The organism is Curtobacterium sp. VKM Ac-2865, from assembly GCF_015350905.1.
Taxonomy (GTDB): Bacteria; Actinomycetota; Actinomycetes; order Actinomycetales; family Microbacteriaceae; genus Curtobacterium.
In genome coordinates this window covers 45,077-61,289 of record NZ_JADKRZ010000002.1, presented here as the reverse complement: position 1 = coordinate 61,289, position 16,213 = coordinate 45,077, and the positions used below count along the sequence as shown (strand labels likewise).

Sequence of the window (16,213 nt, the reverse complement as noted above, 5' to 3'; positions counted from 1 at the left end):
CGTTCACGGGGATCACGGTCGGCCGCCGGTCGGCGGTTCTGTCGCTCATCGCCGGAGGGGGAGCCAAGTGAGTGCGTTCACGGGGATCACGGTCGACCGGGAGGCGCTCATCGCCAACTACGCGACCGTCGCCGACCAGGTGGCACCGTCCGGCGTCATCCCGGTCGTCAAGGCGAACGGGTACGGCCACGGCGCGGCTGACGCCGCGCAGGCGTTCGTGGACGCGGGCGCGGAGTGGCTCGGGGTCGCGGACATCGACGAGGGCATCGCGCTGCGGCAGGCGGGCATCGACGAGGGCGTCCGGATCCTCGCCTGGCTGCACGCCCCCGACGAGGACTTCCGTCGTGCGGCCCAGCACGGCATCACCCCGGCGGTGTCCAGCGTCGAGCAGCTCTCCAGCGCTGCCGACGCCGAGGTGCCCGCCGTGCACATCTGCATCGACACCGGGCTCAGCCGGAACGGTGCCGTCGAGTCCGAGTGGCCCGAGCTCTTCGACCGTGCGGCGTCGCTCGCCCGCGGTGGCGCGCGCACGCGGATCGAGGGCGTGATGTCGCACCTGTCGAACGCCTCGCGCACCGACGACCTCGACCAGGACGCCTCCCTGCAGCGGGCACTCGACGGCCTGCGCGCGCGGGGGATCGTGCCGGACATGGTGCACCTCGCCGCCAGCGCCGCGAGCCTCGCCGTCCCCGAGACCCGGCGTGACCTGGCCCGCGTCGGCATCGCGCTCTACGGGCTCAGCCCCTTCCCCGACCGGACGTCGGCCGACCTCGGCCTGCGCCCTGCGATGCGTCTGACCGCCTCGGTCCTGCGCACCGTGGTCGTGCCGGCGGGCGACGGCGTCAGCTACGGCTACACCTGGCGTGCCGACACGGACACGCGCCTGGCGGTCATCGGCCTGGGGTACGCGGACGGCTTCGACCGCGGGTTCGGCAACCACGTCTCCGTGCGGATCGGCGACCGGTTGTTCCCGGTCGTTGGACGGGTGGCCATGAACGCGATGCACATCGCCATCGGGGACGCGGACGTCGCCGTCGGGGACGAGGTCGTGCTCTGGGGCGACCCGGCGAACGGCGACCCCGCCGTCGAGGACTGGGCGTCGGCCGTCGGCACGATCAACTACGAGGTGGTGGCCCGGCTCGGCCGGAGCATCGAACGGAGGACGACGTGAGCGCGCCCCTGCGTCAGGCCGAGATCGACCTCGACGCCTACCGCGCCAACCTCGAGCGGGTCCGCGGGTGGATGCACCCGGTCGAGGTGATGGCGATCATGAAGGCCGACGCGTACGGGCACGGCCTCGAACCGATCGCGCTCGCCGCGGTCGACGCCGGCATCCGCTGGATCGGGGTGCTGACGGTCCCAGCGGCCCTGCGGCTCCGGGCGATCGGCGTCGGCGAGGACGTGCACCTCTTCACGTGGCAGCACGACCCGGCGCTGGACTTCCGCGACGCGATCGACTCCGCGGTGGACCTCGGCGTCTCGAACCTCGCCGAACTGCAGCGGATCGTCGAGGCCGTCGACCAGCGTCCAGCACGTGTGCACCTCGGCGTCGACACGGGGCTGCACCGCGACGGGTCCTCGATCGACGACTGGCCCGCGCTGGTCGAGGCGGCCAGGGACGCCCAGCGCGCCGGTCGCATCGAGGTCGTCGCCGCGTACACGCACCTGGCGGAGTCCTCGGACGACGACGACGCTGCGTCGGTGTCCCTGTTCGAGGCCGCGATCGAGCGTGCCGAGGACCTCGGCGTCGACGTCCCGATGGAGCACGTCGCCGCGTCGCTCGCCGGGCTCGAACGCAAGGAGTTCCGCAAGGACATGGTCCGCATGGGGGCGAACCTCTACGGCATCCCCGGCGCCGACGGCGTCTCCGCGGCGGACCTCGGGCTCGAACCCGTGATGACGGTGACGGCCTCGGTCGCGAAGACGAAGCGTGTGCCCGTGGGCACCGGCGTCTCGTACGACTACACGTACCGCACGGACGACGAGACGACCCTGGCGCTCGTGCCGTTCGGCTACGCGGACGGCGTGCCGCGCTCGGCGCAGGGCCGCGTCGAGGTCGCGATCAACGGCAAGCGGTACCCGATCGCCGGTCGGGTCGCCATGGACCAGTTCCTGGTGGACGTGGGCGACGACGACGTCCAGGTCGGTGACACCGTCGTGCTGTTCGGCACGGGGGAGCGCGACGAGATGACCGTGCTGGAGTGGGGCGCCGCGCTCGACACCATAGGCGAGGAGATCGTCTGCCGGATCGGCGCCCGGGTGAACCGCGTCTACTCGGGCCACTCGGTCGAGGGCCGCGTCGGCGAGTACCTGCGCGGAGAGCACGCGTGAGGACGCTCCTGGACACCAGCGTCCTGAGCACGGCGGAGATGGGCGCACTCGGGGCCCGACTCGCCGCCGTGCTGCGCGCCGGGGACCTCGTCGTGCTGACCGGGCCGCTCGGTGCCGGCAAGACCACGCTGACGCGGGGCCTCGGGGCGGCGCTCGGCGCCCGGGGTCAGGTGGCGAGCCCGACGTTCGTGCTCGCCAGGACCCACCCCACGACGGCCGGGCCGGACCTGGTGCACGTCGACGCCTACCGCCTGAGCGACCCGGTCGAGCTCGACGACCTCGACCTCGACTGGGACGGTGCGATCGTCGTCGTCGAGTGGGGTCGCGGCATGGTCGACGGGATCAGCGACGCCGTGCTCGACGTCGAGATCACCCGCGCGACCGGGGCCGATGCCGACGTCTCCGCGGACGACCTCGACCCGGACGACGTCCCCGACGAGCCCCGTCGCGTCGTCGTGACGGCGACCGGTCCCCGCTGGGACGGCGTCACCCTCTAGGCGCCAGGCGGCAGGACGACGCGGTTCTGGTACGCCCACACCACGGCCTGCAGGCGCGACCGGACGCCGAGCTTCGGCAGGATCCGCGCGACGTGCGACTTCACGGTGGACAGCTCGACGACGAGCTCCGCCGCGATGTCCTCGTTCGACAGCCCCTGCGCCAGCAGCAGCAGCACGTCGTGCTCGCGGACGGTGAGCAGGTCGTCCGCCCGCGCGCCGGTCACCGGCTGCAGCTGCCGGCGCTCGACGAACTCGCGGAGCACGCGCTTGGTCAGCTGGTGGTCGAGCGTGCCGTTGCCCGCGGCGACCTGGCGGACGGCGCCGATGATCGTGTCCGGGTCGGCGTCCTTGAGGAGGAACCCGGACGCCCCGGCCTCGAGGGCGCCGAACACGTAGTCGTCGAGGTCGAACGTGGTGAGCATCAGCGCGGGCACGGCGGGGTCGGCATCGGGGCCGCACAGCGCGCGTGCGACCTCGATGCCGTCCAGGCCGGGCATCCGGATGTCGAGGCACGCCACGTCCGGGCGCGTGCTCCTCGCCAGGGCCAGTGCCTCGATGCCGTCCGACGCGACACCGACGACCTCGATGTCCTCCTCGGCGCCGAGCAGCGCCGAGATGCCGGCACGGACGAGGGCCTGGTCGTCGGCGACGAGCACGCGGATCACCGGGAGGACCCCTCGCGCGGGAGCACCAGGCGGACGTCCCAGCCGCCGTCCGCAGCGGGTCCGGCACTCACGGTGGCTCCCACGAGTTCCGCACGCTCGCGCATGCCGAGCAACCCGAAGCCGCCCGCCGAGGACCCCGCGACCGGAGCCGCCGACGGTGGGTCGTTGTGGACGGCGACCGTGACCTGCTCTGCTGACCGGTCGTCGACCTGGACGGAGCACGCGGTGCCCGGAGCATGCATGGCGGCGTTGGCCAGGGCCTCCTGGACGGTGCGGTACGCAGCCAGCTGCGCGAGCGGGCCGATCCCGGCACCGAACGGTCCGTCGTCGTCGGAGCCCAGCGGGCGGAGGACCGAGAAGCGGACGTCGCCCGGTGTCCGCGCGACCAGTTCGGGCAGTGTGGCGAACGTCTCGACGGAGCGTTCGGCGGCAGCGGACTCGTCACGGAGCAGTCCGACGAGTCGGCGGAGGTCGTCGAGCACCGCGCTGCTCTGGTCGCGCACCTGGCGGACGCCGGCGTGCGCCTGCTCCGGGTCGGTGTCGATCTGTCGGTCGACGACGCCGGCCATCAGGGCGATGCCGGACAGGTGGTGCGCGGCGATGTCGTGGAGCTCACGGGCCATCGCGGCACGTTCGCGGGCGAGGGTGGCGTCGACCATGGCCTCGCGTTCGCCGACCAGGGCGCGCTGTTCGTCGCGGCGGGCGACGCCGACCTCGCGGCGGGACCGCACGACGAGGGCGGCGAGCAGGGGGAGGGCGACGACGCCGACCGCCTGCAGGAGCCCCTGACCGAGTGCCGCGGCGATCGGTGCGCCGAACGCGACGAGCATGTTGACCGTCACACCGGTCGCCACCAGCGCTGCCGCGGCCACCAGGGCCGGCCAGCGCCGGAGGGGCGGGATGGTCAGCACGAGCAGGACGACGGCGACGCCGACGGGGAGGGCGCTCATGCCGTAGAGGGCACCAGCGACCGCCGCGGGGACGACGGCGAGTGCCGCCGTGGCGACGAGGACGGACCCCGGCAGGCGACGGACCGGCAGGAGCGCGGCGGACTGCACGAGGAGCACGACCAGCAGCAGCCACCAGCCGCCGGAACCCGCCCCGGTCCCGAGCGGGGGGACACCGAGTGAGGAGCCGTCGGGATCGGCGGCGTCGATCGCGGGGAGCGAGAGCAGCAGCCCGATCGAGACCAGGGCGGTGACGGCGGCGACGACGACGTCACGGCGACGGATGGACACGTCGGCGCTCGTCCGGGCGTCAGCGGTGGCCATGAGCCGAGTCTACGAAGCGCTGGTCGGTGCCGTGCACGACGGCGTCGTCACGGTCGCCGGTGTAGCCGAGTCGTCCGCGGGTGCCGATGATGATCGCCAGGGCAGCGACCGTGGCCCCGATGAAGAGCACGAGCACCCCGCGGTCACCGTCGATGCCCGGGTACATGTCGATCCAGAGCACGGACACGGTGTTGTTCACGCCGACGTGCAGGAGCATCGACAGCGGCAGGCTCTGCCCCGTGCGGTTGAACACCCACGCCATCACCACGTTGAAGGTGATCGTGAAGCCGGCGAACACCAGCGGTGCGGTCCAGTGCGCGTCGGGCCACCCGCCCCAGTCGCTGAGGAAGAGCGGCATGTGCCACAGCGCCCAGAGCGGACCGAGGACGGCGGCGGCACCGAGCGGGCCGAAGCGGCGCTGGAGGCGGGGGAGCGCGAAGTCACGCCAGCCCGGCTCCTCGGACAGCCCGGTCGTCACCATCTGCAGCGCGAGCGCCGGGACGATGGTGGCGAGCGCCAGCAGGGACGGCGGGTTGACGACCCCGCCGGACGCGATCGCACCGGCGGCCACCACCACGAGCGGCACCGCGACGAGCGCGAGCACGTACCACTGCCACGCGACCCGCCACTTCCAGAGCCGACCGACCCAGGTGCGGAGGCCGGCGCGGCCGTCGGTGACCGCGGTGACCAGGAACGCGGCACCGAGCGGGCCGAGGAGCGCGCCCGGCAGGACCCCGGCGAGCTGTGCCGAGCCGAGCATCTCCGGCACGTGGACGTCCCACACGCCGAGCCCGTGCGGGGACAGGATGTACGGCAGCCAGGCGAGCCAGCTCAGGCCGCACGCGAGGACCGCGAACGCGACGAGCGGGTGGCGCCGGATGAGGTTCGGTGCACCTCCCGTGTCGGGCGTCGCCCTGGTCGGGGTGATGGTGGTCATGGTGTCCTCCGTGTCGTTCCGCAACCGCCGATCGGTCACACCACGACGCTAGGAAGCGCCGTCGCCTGGGACGACCGGAGGAAGGACGAGGTCTCGGACGTCGTCCGGAAGGAGGAGGCGTGGCCCGTATGCTTCGGCGGTGGACTCGACACTGCCCTCGGGGACGACACGACGCCGTGTCGAACTCCGGATCACCCGCCCGCTGCTGACGTGGTTCGCCCGTCCGACCGTCACGATCAACGGGGTCGGACAGCCCGCCCAGTGGGGCGTCGGCACCTGGGCGGTACCGGACGGCGACACCGAGATCGGGGTCTACTGCTACAACCGCGTGTGGCGGTTCGGCGCCGCGAACGTCACCGTCGCCCCCGCGGACCAGGGCTACGAGTACCGCGCTGGCGTCCTGCCCGTGGGACCCGGAACGCTCCGTCCACAGCCTGCGGCGTAGCGGCCGACGGGGCGCTCGCGACGCCTACGATGGACGGGTGCTGCTCGCGATCGACACCTCCGCCGGGACCTCCGTCGCCGTCGTCGACCCTGCGAGCCGCCGGGTCCTCGCCGAGCGCTCGACGGAGGACACCCGCCGGCACGCCGAGGTCATCGGCCCCTTCCTCGCCGAGGTCCTCACGTCCGCCGGCATCACGCCCGCCGACGTCACAGGCGTCGTCGCCGGCATGGGCCCCGGCCCCTTCACCGGACTCCGTGTCGGCATCGCCGCCGCCCGCACCTTCGCGGCCGCGCGAGCCGTCCCGTTCCTGCCGCTCGTCAGCCACGACGCGGTCGCAGCGGACGTCGTCGCCAGCGACCCCGCAGACGCCGGCCCGTTCGTCGTCCTGACGGACGCCCGCCGACGCGAGGTCCACTGGAGCGTCCACGACCAGGCCGGCACGCGCACCGCGGGGCCCGGACTCGCCAAGCCGGCGGACCTGGACGACGTGCTGGGAGCCTCCAGGGTCCTCCGGCGGATCACCGCAGCCACCGTCCCCGCCGGGAGGCTCGGGGTGCTCGCCGCGGACCGGCTCACCTCCGGCGCGCCCTTCGCCGAGGACACCCCCCTCTACCTCCGCGAGCCCGACGTGACCGTCCCGGGCGCCCCGAAGCGGGTCGCACGGTGACGCTGCCCGACGGGCTGCGCCTGCGGCGCGCCCACCCCCAGGACCTCGACGACGTGATGTGGCTCGAGCACGCCTCGTTCCCGACGGACGCCTGGTCGGCCTCGCAGATGTCCGGCGAGCTGTACTCCCCGCACGGGTACTACGTCGTCGTCGAGACCACCGGCGAGGGCGCACCGACGGTCGTGGGGTACGCGGGGCTGTCCTCGTTGCCCGGCAACCCGGTGGCCGACGTGCAGACCATCGCGGTGTCGGCGGAGCACCGCGGGCAGGGCATCGGCCGGACGCTGTTCACCGAGCTCCTCGACGAGGCCCGGCGTCGTGGCGTGCACGAGGTCTTCCTCGAGGTCCGCGCGGACAACCCCGTCGCCCAGACCATGTACACCGGGTTCGGGTTCGAGCAGATCGCCGTCCGACCCCGCTACTACCAGCCGGACGGGGTCGACGCGTGGGTGATGCGGGCGGAGCTGCCGCCGGTGTCGACCGCACCGCCGCGGACCGGGCCCGGCCCGATCGGACAGGAGACCTTCGATGCGTGAACCGCTCGTGCTCGGCATCGAGACCTCGTGCGACGAGACGGGCGTCGGCATCGTCCGCGGGACCACGCTGCTCGCGAACGTCATCGCGTCGAGCATGGACGAGCACGCGCGCTACGGCGGCGTCGTGCCCGAGGTCGCCGCACGCGCGCACCTCGAGGCGATGACGCCCACGCTCACCCAGGCGCTCGCCGAGGCCGGCGTCACCCTCGACGAGCTCGACGCCGTCGCGGTGACCGCGGGCCCGGGGCTCGCTGGCGCGCTCATGGTCGGGGTCGGGGCGGCGAAGGCGCTCGCCGTGGCCACCGGCAAGCCGCTCTACGGCGTGAACCACCTGGTGGGCCACGTCGGCGCGGACGTCCTGCGCGCGGACGGCAGCGCGATCGAGCTCCCGACCGTGGCGCTGCTGGTGTCCGGCGGGCACACGTCGTTGCTCCTCGTTCGGGACCTGGTCGGCGACGTCGAGCTCCTCGGCGAGACCATCGACGACGCCGCGGGCGAAGCGTTCGACAAGGTCGCACGACTCCTGGGGCTGCCGTACCCGGGCGGCCCGCAGATCGACCGCGCCGCTGCCGACGGCGACCCGACCGCCATCCGGTTCCCCCGCGGGCTGACGCTGCCGAAGGACATGGCCGCGCACCGGTACGACTTCTCGTTCTCCGGGCTGAAGACCGCCGTCGCGCGCTGGGTGGAACGCTGCCGCGACGAGGGCCGCGAGGTCCCCGTGGCCGACGTCGCCGCCAGCTTCCGGGAGGCCGTCGTCGACGTGCTGCTGACCAAGGCACTGAACGCCTGCCGGGACACCGGCGTGGACCGGCTCCTGCTCGGAGGCGGCGTCGTGGCGAACGCCCGACTGCGTGCGGTGGCGGAGGCCCGTTGCGCCGAGGCCGGCGTCGCGCTCCGCATCCCCCCGCTCGACCTCTGCACCGACAACGGTGCGATGATCGCGGCCGTCGGGGCGCGGCTCGTCGCCGAGGGCCATGCGCCGAGCGACCTCGACATCGCCGCGGACTCCACGTTGCCGGTGACGACCGTCCAGGTCTGAGCGCCGGCCGCAGCTGCTGGTCCGCCCCCGCGCCGCCCCGAACAGGGCTGGGTCGGCGGGTCCGCGCCTGTGGCAGGCTTGCAGGCGACGGCCGCACGGGTCGTCGGGAGGGGTGCATCGTGTCCGATCAGAACCAGTGGCCGAAGCCGGGCGAGCAGCGGCCGGACGGACAGCAGCCGGACGCGTCGGCACCAGCACTCGGATCCGCGGCCGAGCCCGGTGGGTACGGGCAGGACGCCCCGAAGCAGCAGAACCCGTACCAGCAGCCGGGGCAGTACGGGCAGGGCCAGAGCGGGCAGCAGCCGTACGGGCAGCAGCAGCCGGGTCAGGCGGGACAGGGCGAGCAGCAGTACGGCCAGCAGCCGGGTCAAGCGGGACAGGGCCAGCAGCAGTACGGCCAGGGCCAGTACGGCCAGGGCCAGTCCGGCCAGCAGGGCCAGTACGGCCAGCAGCCCCAGTACGGCGCCCCGCAGAACCCCTACGCGGCGTCGAACCCGTACTCGCAGCAGTACGCCCAGCCCGGGGCCTACGCCACCACCGGCTACCAGCCCTACGGACAGCGGGCGAAGACGAACGTGCTCGCGATCCTGTCGATCGTCTTCGGCATCGGCTCGCTGCTGTTCGTCTTCATCTTCGTGGGTCTCGCCACGGGCGTCGCCGGTGCGATCATGGGGCACATCGCGCTCGGCAAGATCAAGCAGACCGGGGAGAACGGCCGCGGTCTCGCACTCACCGGCATCATCACCGGCTGGGCCGCCGCGCTCTTCACCATCCTGTGGATCGTGTTCATCGTGCTGCTCGGCGCTCACGCCGGCGGTGGCTACACCGACTACGGCAGCTACGATTCGGGCGCCTTCATCCGTTGACGTCCTGACGCGCTGCCGACCTGTCAGAGCCGCTCGCAGAGGACCGCCGTGTGGCGACCCTCGAGCCGGGTGAGCACGAGCGTCACCCGACCGCTCCCGCCGCGCAACCGAAGGCGCTTCCGGAACTCGGCCGGGTCGACGTCGACGCCCCGCTTCTTGATCTCGACGGTGCCCACGCCGTCGGCGGCCAGGCGTGCGGCGAGCTTCTTCACGTCGAGCGGCATCGTGTCGAGCACGCGGAACCCCTGCGCGAACGGCGTCGTCACGGCACGGTCGGCGCTGACGTAGGCGATGCCCTCGGAGAGCATCCGCCCGTCGAGCTGCCGTGCGAGGTCGCCGATCAACCGGGCGCGGATCACGGCGCCGTCGGGCTCGTAGAGGTACTCGCCGACCGGCCCCGTGTCGACGTCCTCGGTGTCGCCGTCGGCGGTCAGCTCCGCGATGCCGTGCGCGCCGATGACGGTCGCCGCGCGCCGGATGCCTGGTCGTGCGAGCGGGCCGAACCACAGGGCGAGCTCGACGACCTCCCGGTCGACGGACGTCCACTGCGCCTCGGCGGTGTCAGGGATCAGGTCGCGGTCGATGCCCGGCCCGAGCTTCACGCCCGTCGGGGTGGTCGTCGCGGCGGCGAACACGGTGTCGAGCGACGGTGACCAGTCGTCCGGGTCCGCCAGACGACGGGTGTTCGTGTGCCCGGTGGTGCGCCGTGCGGGGTCCATCCACACGCCGTCCACGCGGGTCAGGTCGAACGCGGCCGCGTCCCCGAGCTCGACGCGGGCGTCCGGCCAGAGCGCGAGGTTGTGCGTCGCCACCGCTGCCGTGACCTCGTCGCGGTCGACTGCCGTGACGTCCAGGTCGAGCGCCGCCATCGCCATCGCGTCCCCACCGATGCCGCACCCCAGGTCCGCGACCCGGCGCAGGCCTGCGGCGGCGAACCGTCCGGCGTGCTGTGCGGCGACGGACAGCCGGGTGGCCTGCTCGAGCCCCGCCTCGGTGAAGAGCATCCGGCTCGCGAAGTCGCCGAACTTGCCCCGCGCCTTCTGGCGGAGCTTCGCCTGCGTGAGCACCGCTGCGACGAGTCCGGGGTCGTGGCCCTCGGCACGCAGCCGGGACACCACGCGGACGATCTCACCGCCGTCGGAGACCGCCGGGGTGCGGTCGAGCAGCGCCATGCCGTCCGGGGTCAGCAGCTGAGCGAGTTCGGCAGCGTCCATGAGACGATCCTGTCATCACCAGGAGACCTGGCACTCGGATTGACCGAGTGCCAGCCGCCCCCTACAGTTGGACCTGGCACTCTCGTGCGCGTAGTGCCAACCGGTTTTCATCTGTACCAGTCAGTACCGAGAAAGAAGAGGTCACCGTGGCCGTCACCATCAAGCCGCTCGAAGATCGCATCGTCATCCGTCAGGTCGAGGCGGAGCAGACCACTGCATCCGGTCTCGTCATCCCGGACACCGCGAAGGAGAAGCCGCAGGAGGGCGAGGTCGTGGCCGTGGGTCCGGGTCGCATCGACGACAACGGCAACCGCGTCCCCCTCGACGTCGCCGTCGGCGACAAGGTCATCTACTCGAAGTACGGCGGAACCGAGGTCAAGTACTCGGGCGAGGACCTGCTGGTCCTCTCCGCCCGCGACGTCCTCGCGGTCATCGAGCACTGAGACAGCTCCACTCCTCGAACGCCCCGTCAGCCCCGCGCTGACGGGGCGTTCGTGCGTTCCGGGGACGGTCCGGGCCAGCCGGGAGGCTCACCCTGCGTCCGCTGCGTCGACGCGCATCCGTAGCATTGGTGCGTGACAGAGCGCGTGGTGCGGAGCGAGGCGTCGGTCGGGGTCCTGCAGGCGGTCATCGCGTACGGGCTCTGGGGGCTGATGCCGCTGCTCTTCGTGGCGATGGCACCCGCCAGCGCGTTCGAGATCGTGGCCTGGCGCATCGTCGTCGGGCTGCTCTTCTGCCTGGTCGGCATCGCGCTCACCCGGTCGTGGCTCCGGACCCGGTCCCTCGTCGGCCAGCGCCGCGTGATGGGCGTGATGGCGATCGCCGCCGTGCTCATCCTCGTGAACTGGACCGTGTACGTCCTCGCGACGACGACGGGTCACACGGTCGAGGCCGCGCTCGGGTACTTCATCAACCCGCTCGTGACGATCGCCCTCGGCGTGGTCCTGCTCCATGAGCGACTGCGCCCGGTGCAGTGGGCAGCGGTCGGGCTCAGCGTCGTGGCCGTCGTGGTGATCGCCGTCGGGTACGGCCAGATGCCGTGGATCTCGCTCGCGCTGGCGTTCTCATTCGGGCTCTACGGCCTGGTGAAGAAGCGCGTCGGCGGGACGGTCGACGCGCTCAGCGGGCTGACGATCGAGACGATGTGGCTGACGCCGCTCGCGGTCGCCGCCCTCGTCGTGCTCGGGGTGACGGGCGTCGCGGGCGGGATCACCTTCGGGTCCGAGGGCTGGGTGCACGTGCTCCTGATGCTCGGCGCGGGCCCGGCGACCGCTGTGCCACTGCTCCTGTTCGCGTCCTCCGCCCGCCGGCTGTCGCTCTCGACGCTCGGGCTGACGCAGTACCTCACGCCCGTGCTGCAGCTCGTCGTCGGCGTCGTGGTCCAGCACGAGGCGATGTCGACCTCGCGCTGGATCGGCTTCGGGATCGTCTGGGTCGCCCTGCTGATCCTGACCGCCGACTCCCTGATGGCTGCGCACCGCGCCCGCCGCACCGTGCTGCCGCGTCCAGCGGCCTGACGGACGCCAGCCGAGCCTCCCGTCCGCCCTCACCGGACGCCGGCCGAGCCTCCCGTCCGCCCTCACCGGACGCGGAACGGCCCCGGGAGCCGAGCTCCCGGGGCCGTTCAGTGGTGGTGCGGTGCTACTTCTTGACGGCGCCCTGGATGGCGCTCTGGTAGACCGGCTTGTTGTCGCCGTCGAACTTGTAGATGCCGATGTAGGCGGTGGACGGGTCGTTGTTCGCATCGAACGGACCGATGCCGGACGGACCCGTGTAGTGGATGTCCTTGCCGCCGTCGAGGAGCGTCTTGCAGTCCTTGAACGTGGCGCACTCGGTGCCGCCGTCGACGCCGGAGACCTTGTCCATGTTGGCCTGGATGGTCCCGGAGTCGGTGCCCTTGCCCTTCACCGCTGCGAGGGCGGCGAGGGTGGTGGCGTCGTAGGACTCCGCCGCGTACGAGTAGTCGGCCAGCTCCTTGCCGGACGACTTCTTGTAGAACTCGGCGAGGCGCTGCTTCAGGTCGTCCTTCGGCGAGGCGCCGGGGATGGTGCCCTGGGCACCCTCGAGCGTGCCCGGGTCGAAGTCCTTCGAGTAGTCAGCCGTGTTGCCGTCCGACATGTAGATCTTCGCCATGTCGGCGTTCTGCGACTTGAGCTCGGGGATGATCGACTTGGTCTCGTCGAACGCCAGCACGACGATCGCGTCCGGCTTGGTCGCGAGCGCGGCCGTCACCTCGGACGAGAACGTGGTCTGTCCGGGCGGGAACTCCTGGCCCTTGCCCTTGCCGCCGTAGACGACCTGGCCGCCGGAGGCCTCGACGGCCGCCTGCACGGAGTTGCGCAGGCCGGTGCCGTACGTGTCGTTGAAGACGAGGAACGCGACCTTGGCGTTGCCGTCACCGGTGACGAGCTGGCCGAGCGCCGAACCCTGCACCGAGTCCGGCGGAGCGGTCCGGTAGTAGTACGACGAGTAGCCCGAGAGGTCGGACGCGGTGTTCGCGGGCGAGATCTCGACGATGCAGTTGCTGGTGAGCTGGTCGATGACGTTGAGCGTCACGGACGAGGACTCGGCGCCGATCGCGACCGGGACCTTCGCGTTGACGAGCTTCGTCGCCGCGGAGCTCGACACGGTCATGTCGGTGCTGTCACCGGAGTCGGTCTGCGGCGAGATGGCGACGTCCTTGTCGAGCACCCCACCAGCGGAGTTGATGTCCTCGACGGCCAGGCCGACACCCGACTCGGCGGGCGGGTTGAGGTAGGCCAGCGATCCGGTGAGGGGCAGGATCGTGCCGATCTTCAGCGCGTCGGTGCCGGGCGACGACGGCGCCTTGCAGCTCGAGGCCGGGTCCTTCTTGGCGGCCGAGGCCGACGAGGACGGGCTGGTGCTGCCGGAGGTGGAGCACGCCGCGAGCAGGACCGCAGCCGCTCCCGCCAGTGCCAGCGCCGTGGTGACGCGGGTGGTTCTGATCATCCGTGGAACCCTTTCTGTGCGCGGAGGCCGTTGCCGCATCGGGTCGAGTGCGGCACCTCCACGTGGGGATGCGAGCAAAAGTAGGGTCTGAGTGTTTCGCCCGTGTGACGGGGTGGTACGGAAAGTGTTTCGTTACGAAGCCGTGACGAAGGCTGTGCGGACGTTCGGGGTCGGGCCGCGGGGCTGAGTGCGCGGTCTGCGCCGGGCGGATGGTCCGGCAGTGCGCCCTGGAGGCTCGGCGTACGTTCCGCAGGCATGAGCGACTACCAGCCCACCAGAGCAATCGTCACCGGTTCCGAATCCGGCATCGGTCGCGCCACCGCCGTCGCGCTCGCCGCAGCGGGGATGGACGTCGGCATCACCTACCTGTCCGAGCCCGACCGTGCGAACGAGACCGCCGAGGAGGTCCGCGCCGCCGGACGGCAGGCCTTCGTCGAGCAGATCGACGTCAGCGACCTCGCCAGTGCCGGAGCCGTGATCGACCGCCTCGTCGAGCAGCTCGGCGGTGTCGACGTGATCGTCGCCGACGCCGGTACCGGCGACAACGCGCCGTTCCTCGAGATGACGCTCGACCAGTGGCGGCACACGGTGTCCACCGACCTGGACGGGGCGTTCGTCACGATCCAGGCGGCCGCTCGTCGGATGGTCGAGCAGGGCACGGGTGGGCGCATCATCGGCATCACGAGCGTGCACGAGCACCAGCCGCGGTACGGGTCGAGCGCGTACGACGCCGCGAAGCACGGACTCGGCGGCCTGCTGAAGACCATCGCGATCGAACTCGCCCAGTACGGGATCACGTCGAACGCAGTGGCCCCCGGCGAGATCGCGACGCGGATGACCGGCGCCGAGGACGAGGACCCGCAGACGATCTCCCGCCCCGGGGTGCCGCTCGGCCGACCGGGGAACGCGTGGGAGATCGCGGCCGCGGTGGCGTTCCTCGCTTCACCCGCGTCGTCGTACATCACGGGGGTGTCGCTGCCCGTGGACGGCGGCATGCTGCAGATGGGGCCGCACGGAGGATCGCACATCACGTCGGACGACTGGCGCTCCGCCTGAGCCCTCGGGGCGTCGGTCTCCTCGGGACGTCTGTCTCCTCGGGGCGCCGGTCTCCGTGGGGCGTCGGTCTCCTCGGGTGGACGGCGAGACGCCCCCTGGCTGGCGAGACGGTGCCGGATCCGGCGGTGTCTCGCTGACCAGGGGGCGTCAGGCGTGTGGGTGGTGCGTCAGCGGCTGTAGTTCGGGGCCTCGACGACCATCTGCACGTCGTGCGGGTGCGACTCCTTGAGCCCGGCCGCGGTGATGCGGACGAACTTGCCGCGGGCCTTGAGCTCGGGGATCGTGCGGCCGCCGACGTAGAACATCGACTGCCGGAGCCCGCCGGTCAGCTGGTACACGACGTTGCCGACCGAGCCGCGGTAGGGGACCTGGCCCTCGATGCCCTCGGGGATGAGCTTGTCGTCGTTCGGGACGTCCGCCTGGAAGTAGCGGTCCTTCGAGTACGACGTCTTCTTGCCACGGGTCTGCAGTGCTCCGAGGGAGCCCATCCCGCGGTACGCCTTGAACTGCTTGCCGTTGACGAAGACGAGGTCCCCGGGGGACTCGTCCGTACCTGCGAGCAGGGAGCCGAGCATGACGGTGTCGGCACCGGCGACCAGGGCCTTGGCGATGTCGCCCGAGTACTGCAGCCCACCGTCGGCGATGATCGGCACGCCGGCCTCTCGTGCGGCGAGGGAGGCCTCGTACACGGCGGTGACCTGCGGGACGCCGACACCGGCGACGACGCGGGTGGTGCAGATGGAGCCCGGTCCGACGCCGACCTTGACGGCGTCCACACCCGCGTCGATGAGCGCCTGCGCGCCGGCACGGGTCGCGACGTTGCCGCCGATCACGTCGATGGCGTCGAAGGACGGGTCGGCCTTGAGGCGGCGGACCATGTCGAGCACGCCTTCGCTCTCGCCGTTCGCGGTGTCGACCACGAGCACGTCGACACCGGCGTCACGGAGCGCCTCGGCACGCTGCCAGGCGTCGCCGAAGAAGCCGATCGCGGCGCCGACGCGCAGCCGGCCCTCGTCGTCCTTGGTGGCGTCCGGGTACTGCTCGCTCTTGTCGAAGTCCTTGACGGTGATGAGCCCGCGGAGCTTGCCGTCCGCGTCGACGAGCGGCAGCTTCTCGATCTTGTGCTGCGCGAAGATCGCGATCGCCGACTCGGGGTCGATGCCCTCGAGCGCGGTGATCAGCGGAGCCTTCGTCATGACGTCGCGGACGAGCGTGGTCTGCTGCTCGAACGGCGCGACGAAGCGCATGTCGCGGTTGGTGATGATGCCGACGAGGGTGCCGTCGTCCTCGATCACGGGGAGGCCGGAGACGCGGAACTGGCCGCAGAGCGCGTCGACCTCGGCCACGGTGGCGTCCGGGGTCGTGGTCACCGGGTTGGTGATCATGCCCGACTCGGACCGCTTGACCTTGTCGACGTAGGCGGCCTGGTCCTCGATCGACAGGTTGCGGTGCAGGATGCCGATGCCGCCCTGTCGTGCCATGGCGATGGCCATGCGGGACTCGGTGACGGTGTCCATCGCCGCCGAGAGCAGCGGGACGCTGACGGAGATCCGCTTGGTGAGCCGGGACGCGGTCGACGCCTCGCTCGGGATGACGTCGGTGTGCCCCGGCAGGAGCATGACGTCGTCGTACGTGAGTCCGATGAATCCGAACGGATCCGGCTGGTCCATGGGTCCCCTTCGTGGGCGCGTGAAGTGGTCGAGACACCGGACGCAG

17 protein-coding genes are annotated in these 16,213 nt (G+C 71.9%); 11 read left to right on the top strand and 6 right to left on the bottom strand.

Features of this window, described 5'->3' with window-relative positions; translation table 11 throughout:
* Nucleotides 1–67: 67 nt before the first annotated feature.
* From alr (ITJ54_RS05275) to tsaE, 3 genes are read left to right on the top strand one after another with little or no spacing between them, the layout of a single operon-like run.
* Complete coding sequence (gene alr / locus ITJ54_RS05275) at nucleotides 68–1,171, top strand: alanine racemase (RefSeq protein ID WP_194626346.1); 1,104 nt, start codon at nucleotides 68–70, stop codon at nucleotides 1,169–1,171.
* On the top strand, nucleotides 1,168–2,331 hold the full coding sequence (gene alr / locus ITJ54_RS05270; RefSeq protein ID WP_194626344.1) for an alanine racemase: 1,164 nt from the start codon (nucleotides 1,168–1,170) through the stop codon (nucleotides 2,329–2,331). The genes alr (ITJ54_RS05275) and alr (ITJ54_RS05270) overlap by 4 nt, the downstream gene beginning before the upstream one ends.
* The gene (gene tsaE / locus ITJ54_RS05265) at nucleotides 2,328–2,828 is read left to right on the top strand and encodes a tRNA (adenosine(37)-N6)-threonylcarbamoyltransferase complex ATPase subunit type 1 TsaE (RefSeq protein WP_416354893.1); all 501 of its coding nucleotides are present in this window, start codon (nucleotides 2,328–2,330) and stop codon (nucleotides 2,826–2,828) included. The genes alr (ITJ54_RS05270) and tsaE overlap by 4 nt, the downstream gene beginning before the upstream one ends.
* On the opposite strand, the gene ITJ54_RS05260 is transcribed toward tsaE, so the two are convergent.
* Genes ITJ54_RS05260 through ITJ54_RS05250 form a run of 3 tightly spaced genes read right to left on the bottom strand, consistent with a single transcriptional unit; the run spans nucleotide 2,825 to nucleotide 5,701 of the window.
* Entirely contained in the window at nucleotides 2,825–3,493 is a 669-nt protein-coding gene (locus ITJ54_RS05260; protein WP_194626342.1) for a response regulator, read from the bottom strand. The two genes, tsaE and ITJ54_RS05260, sit on opposite strands and share 4 nt — an antisense overlap.
* Nucleotides 3,490–4,764, bottom strand: coding sequence for a sensor histidine kinase (locus ITJ54_RS05255; RefSeq protein WP_194626340.1), 1,275 nt, complete (start codon nucleotides 4,762–4,764; stop codon nucleotides 3,490–3,492). Before ITJ54_RS05255 ends, ITJ54_RS05260 begins: the two co-directional genes overlap by 4 nt.
* Nucleotides 4,751–5,701, bottom strand: a complete 951-nt coding sequence (locus ITJ54_RS05250) for a CPBP family intramembrane glutamic endopeptidase (RefSeq protein ID WP_194626338.1) — start codon at nucleotides 5,699–5,701, stop codon at nucleotides 4,751–4,753. Before ITJ54_RS05250 ends, ITJ54_RS05255 begins: the two co-directional genes overlap by 14 nt.
* A gap of 139 nt (nucleotides 5,702–5,840) precedes the next feature.
* On the opposite strand from ITJ54_RS05250, the gene ITJ54_RS05245 reads away from it, so the two are divergent.
* The 5 genes from ITJ54_RS05245 to ITJ54_RS05225 all read left to right on the top strand — a co-directional run bounded on the left by ITJ54_RS05245 (nucleotide 5,841) and on the right by ITJ54_RS05225 (nucleotide 9,257).
* Entirely contained in the window at nucleotides 5,841–6,146 is a 306-nt protein-coding gene (locus tag ITJ54_RS05245; protein WP_323741605.1) for a hypothetical protein, read from the top strand.
* Between the two features lie 37 nt (nucleotides 6,147–6,183).
* Nucleotides 6,184–6,813: a tRNA (adenosine(37)-N6)-threonylcarbamoyltransferase complex dimerization subunit type 1 TsaB gene (gene tsaB / locus ITJ54_RS05240; protein ID WP_194626336.1), complete on the top strand. Its 630-nt coding sequence runs from the start codon at nucleotides 6,184–6,186 to the stop codon at nucleotides 6,811–6,813.
* A complete protein-coding gene (gene rimI / locus ITJ54_RS05235; RefSeq protein ID WP_194626334.1) occupies nucleotides 6,810–7,349 on the top strand; it encodes a ribosomal protein S18-alanine N-acetyltransferase in 540 nt (179 codons plus the stop codon). Before tsaB ends, rimI begins: the two co-directional genes overlap by 4 nt.
* Nucleotides 7,342–8,391, top strand: a complete 1,050-nt coding sequence (gene tsaD / locus ITJ54_RS05230) for a tRNA (adenosine(37)-N6)-threonylcarbamoyltransferase complex transferase subunit TsaD (protein ID WP_194626332.1) — start codon at nucleotides 7,342–7,344, stop codon at nucleotides 8,389–8,391. Before rimI ends, tsaD begins: the two co-directional genes overlap by 8 nt.
* 119 nt (nucleotides 8,392–8,510) lie before the next feature.
* A complete protein-coding gene (locus tag ITJ54_RS05225; RefSeq protein WP_194626330.1) occupies nucleotides 8,511–9,257 on the top strand; it encodes a DUF4190 domain-containing protein in 747 nt (248 codons plus the stop codon).
* Nucleotides 9,258–9,280: 23 nt separating this feature from the next.
* Here ITJ54_RS05225 and ITJ54_RS05220 read toward each other — a convergent pair whose 3' ends face one another.
* The gene (locus tag ITJ54_RS05220) at nucleotides 9,281–10,471 is read right to left on the bottom strand and encodes a THUMP-like domain-containing protein (protein ID WP_194626328.1); all 1,191 of its coding nucleotides are present in this window, start codon (nucleotides 10,469–10,471) and stop codon (nucleotides 9,281–9,283) included.
* A gap of 146 nt (nucleotides 10,472–10,617) precedes the next feature.
* On the opposite strand from ITJ54_RS05220, the gene groES reads away from it, so the two are divergent.
* A complete protein-coding gene (gene groES, locus ITJ54_RS05215; RefSeq protein WP_056121496.1) occupies nucleotides 10,618–10,914 on the top strand; it encodes a co-chaperone GroES in 297 nt (98 codons plus the stop codon).
* 132 nt (nucleotides 10,915–11,046) lie between these two features.
* Complete coding sequence (gene rarD, locus ITJ54_RS05210; RefSeq protein WP_194626326.1) at nucleotides 11,047–11,988, top strand: EamA family transporter RarD; 942 nt, start codon at nucleotides 11,047–11,049, stop codon at nucleotides 11,986–11,988.
* A gap of 124 nt (nucleotides 11,989–12,112) precedes the next feature.
* Here rarD and ITJ54_RS05205 read toward each other — a convergent pair whose 3' ends face one another.
* The gene (locus ITJ54_RS05205; protein WP_194626324.1) at nucleotides 12,113–13,441 is read right to left on the bottom strand and encodes an ABC transporter substrate-binding protein; all 1,329 of its coding nucleotides are present in this window, start codon (nucleotides 13,439–13,441) and stop codon (nucleotides 12,113–12,115) included.
* Between the two features lie 255 nt (nucleotides 13,442–13,696).
* Between ITJ54_RS05205 and ITJ54_RS05200 the strand changes: the two genes are divergently transcribed.
* Nucleotides 13,697–14,497, top strand: a complete 801-nt coding sequence (locus tag ITJ54_RS05200) for an SDR family oxidoreductase (RefSeq protein WP_194626322.1) — start codon at nucleotides 13,697–13,699, stop codon at nucleotides 14,495–14,497.
* A gap of 167 nt (nucleotides 14,498–14,664) precedes the next feature.
* Here ITJ54_RS05200 and guaB read toward each other — a convergent pair whose 3' ends face one another.
* Nucleotides 14,665–16,167: an IMP dehydrogenase gene (guaB, locus tag ITJ54_RS05195; RefSeq protein WP_071276618.1), complete on the bottom strand. Its 1,503-nt coding sequence runs from the start codon at nucleotides 16,165–16,167 to the stop codon at nucleotides 14,665–14,667.
* Nucleotides 16,168–16,213: the final 46 nt, after the last annotated feature.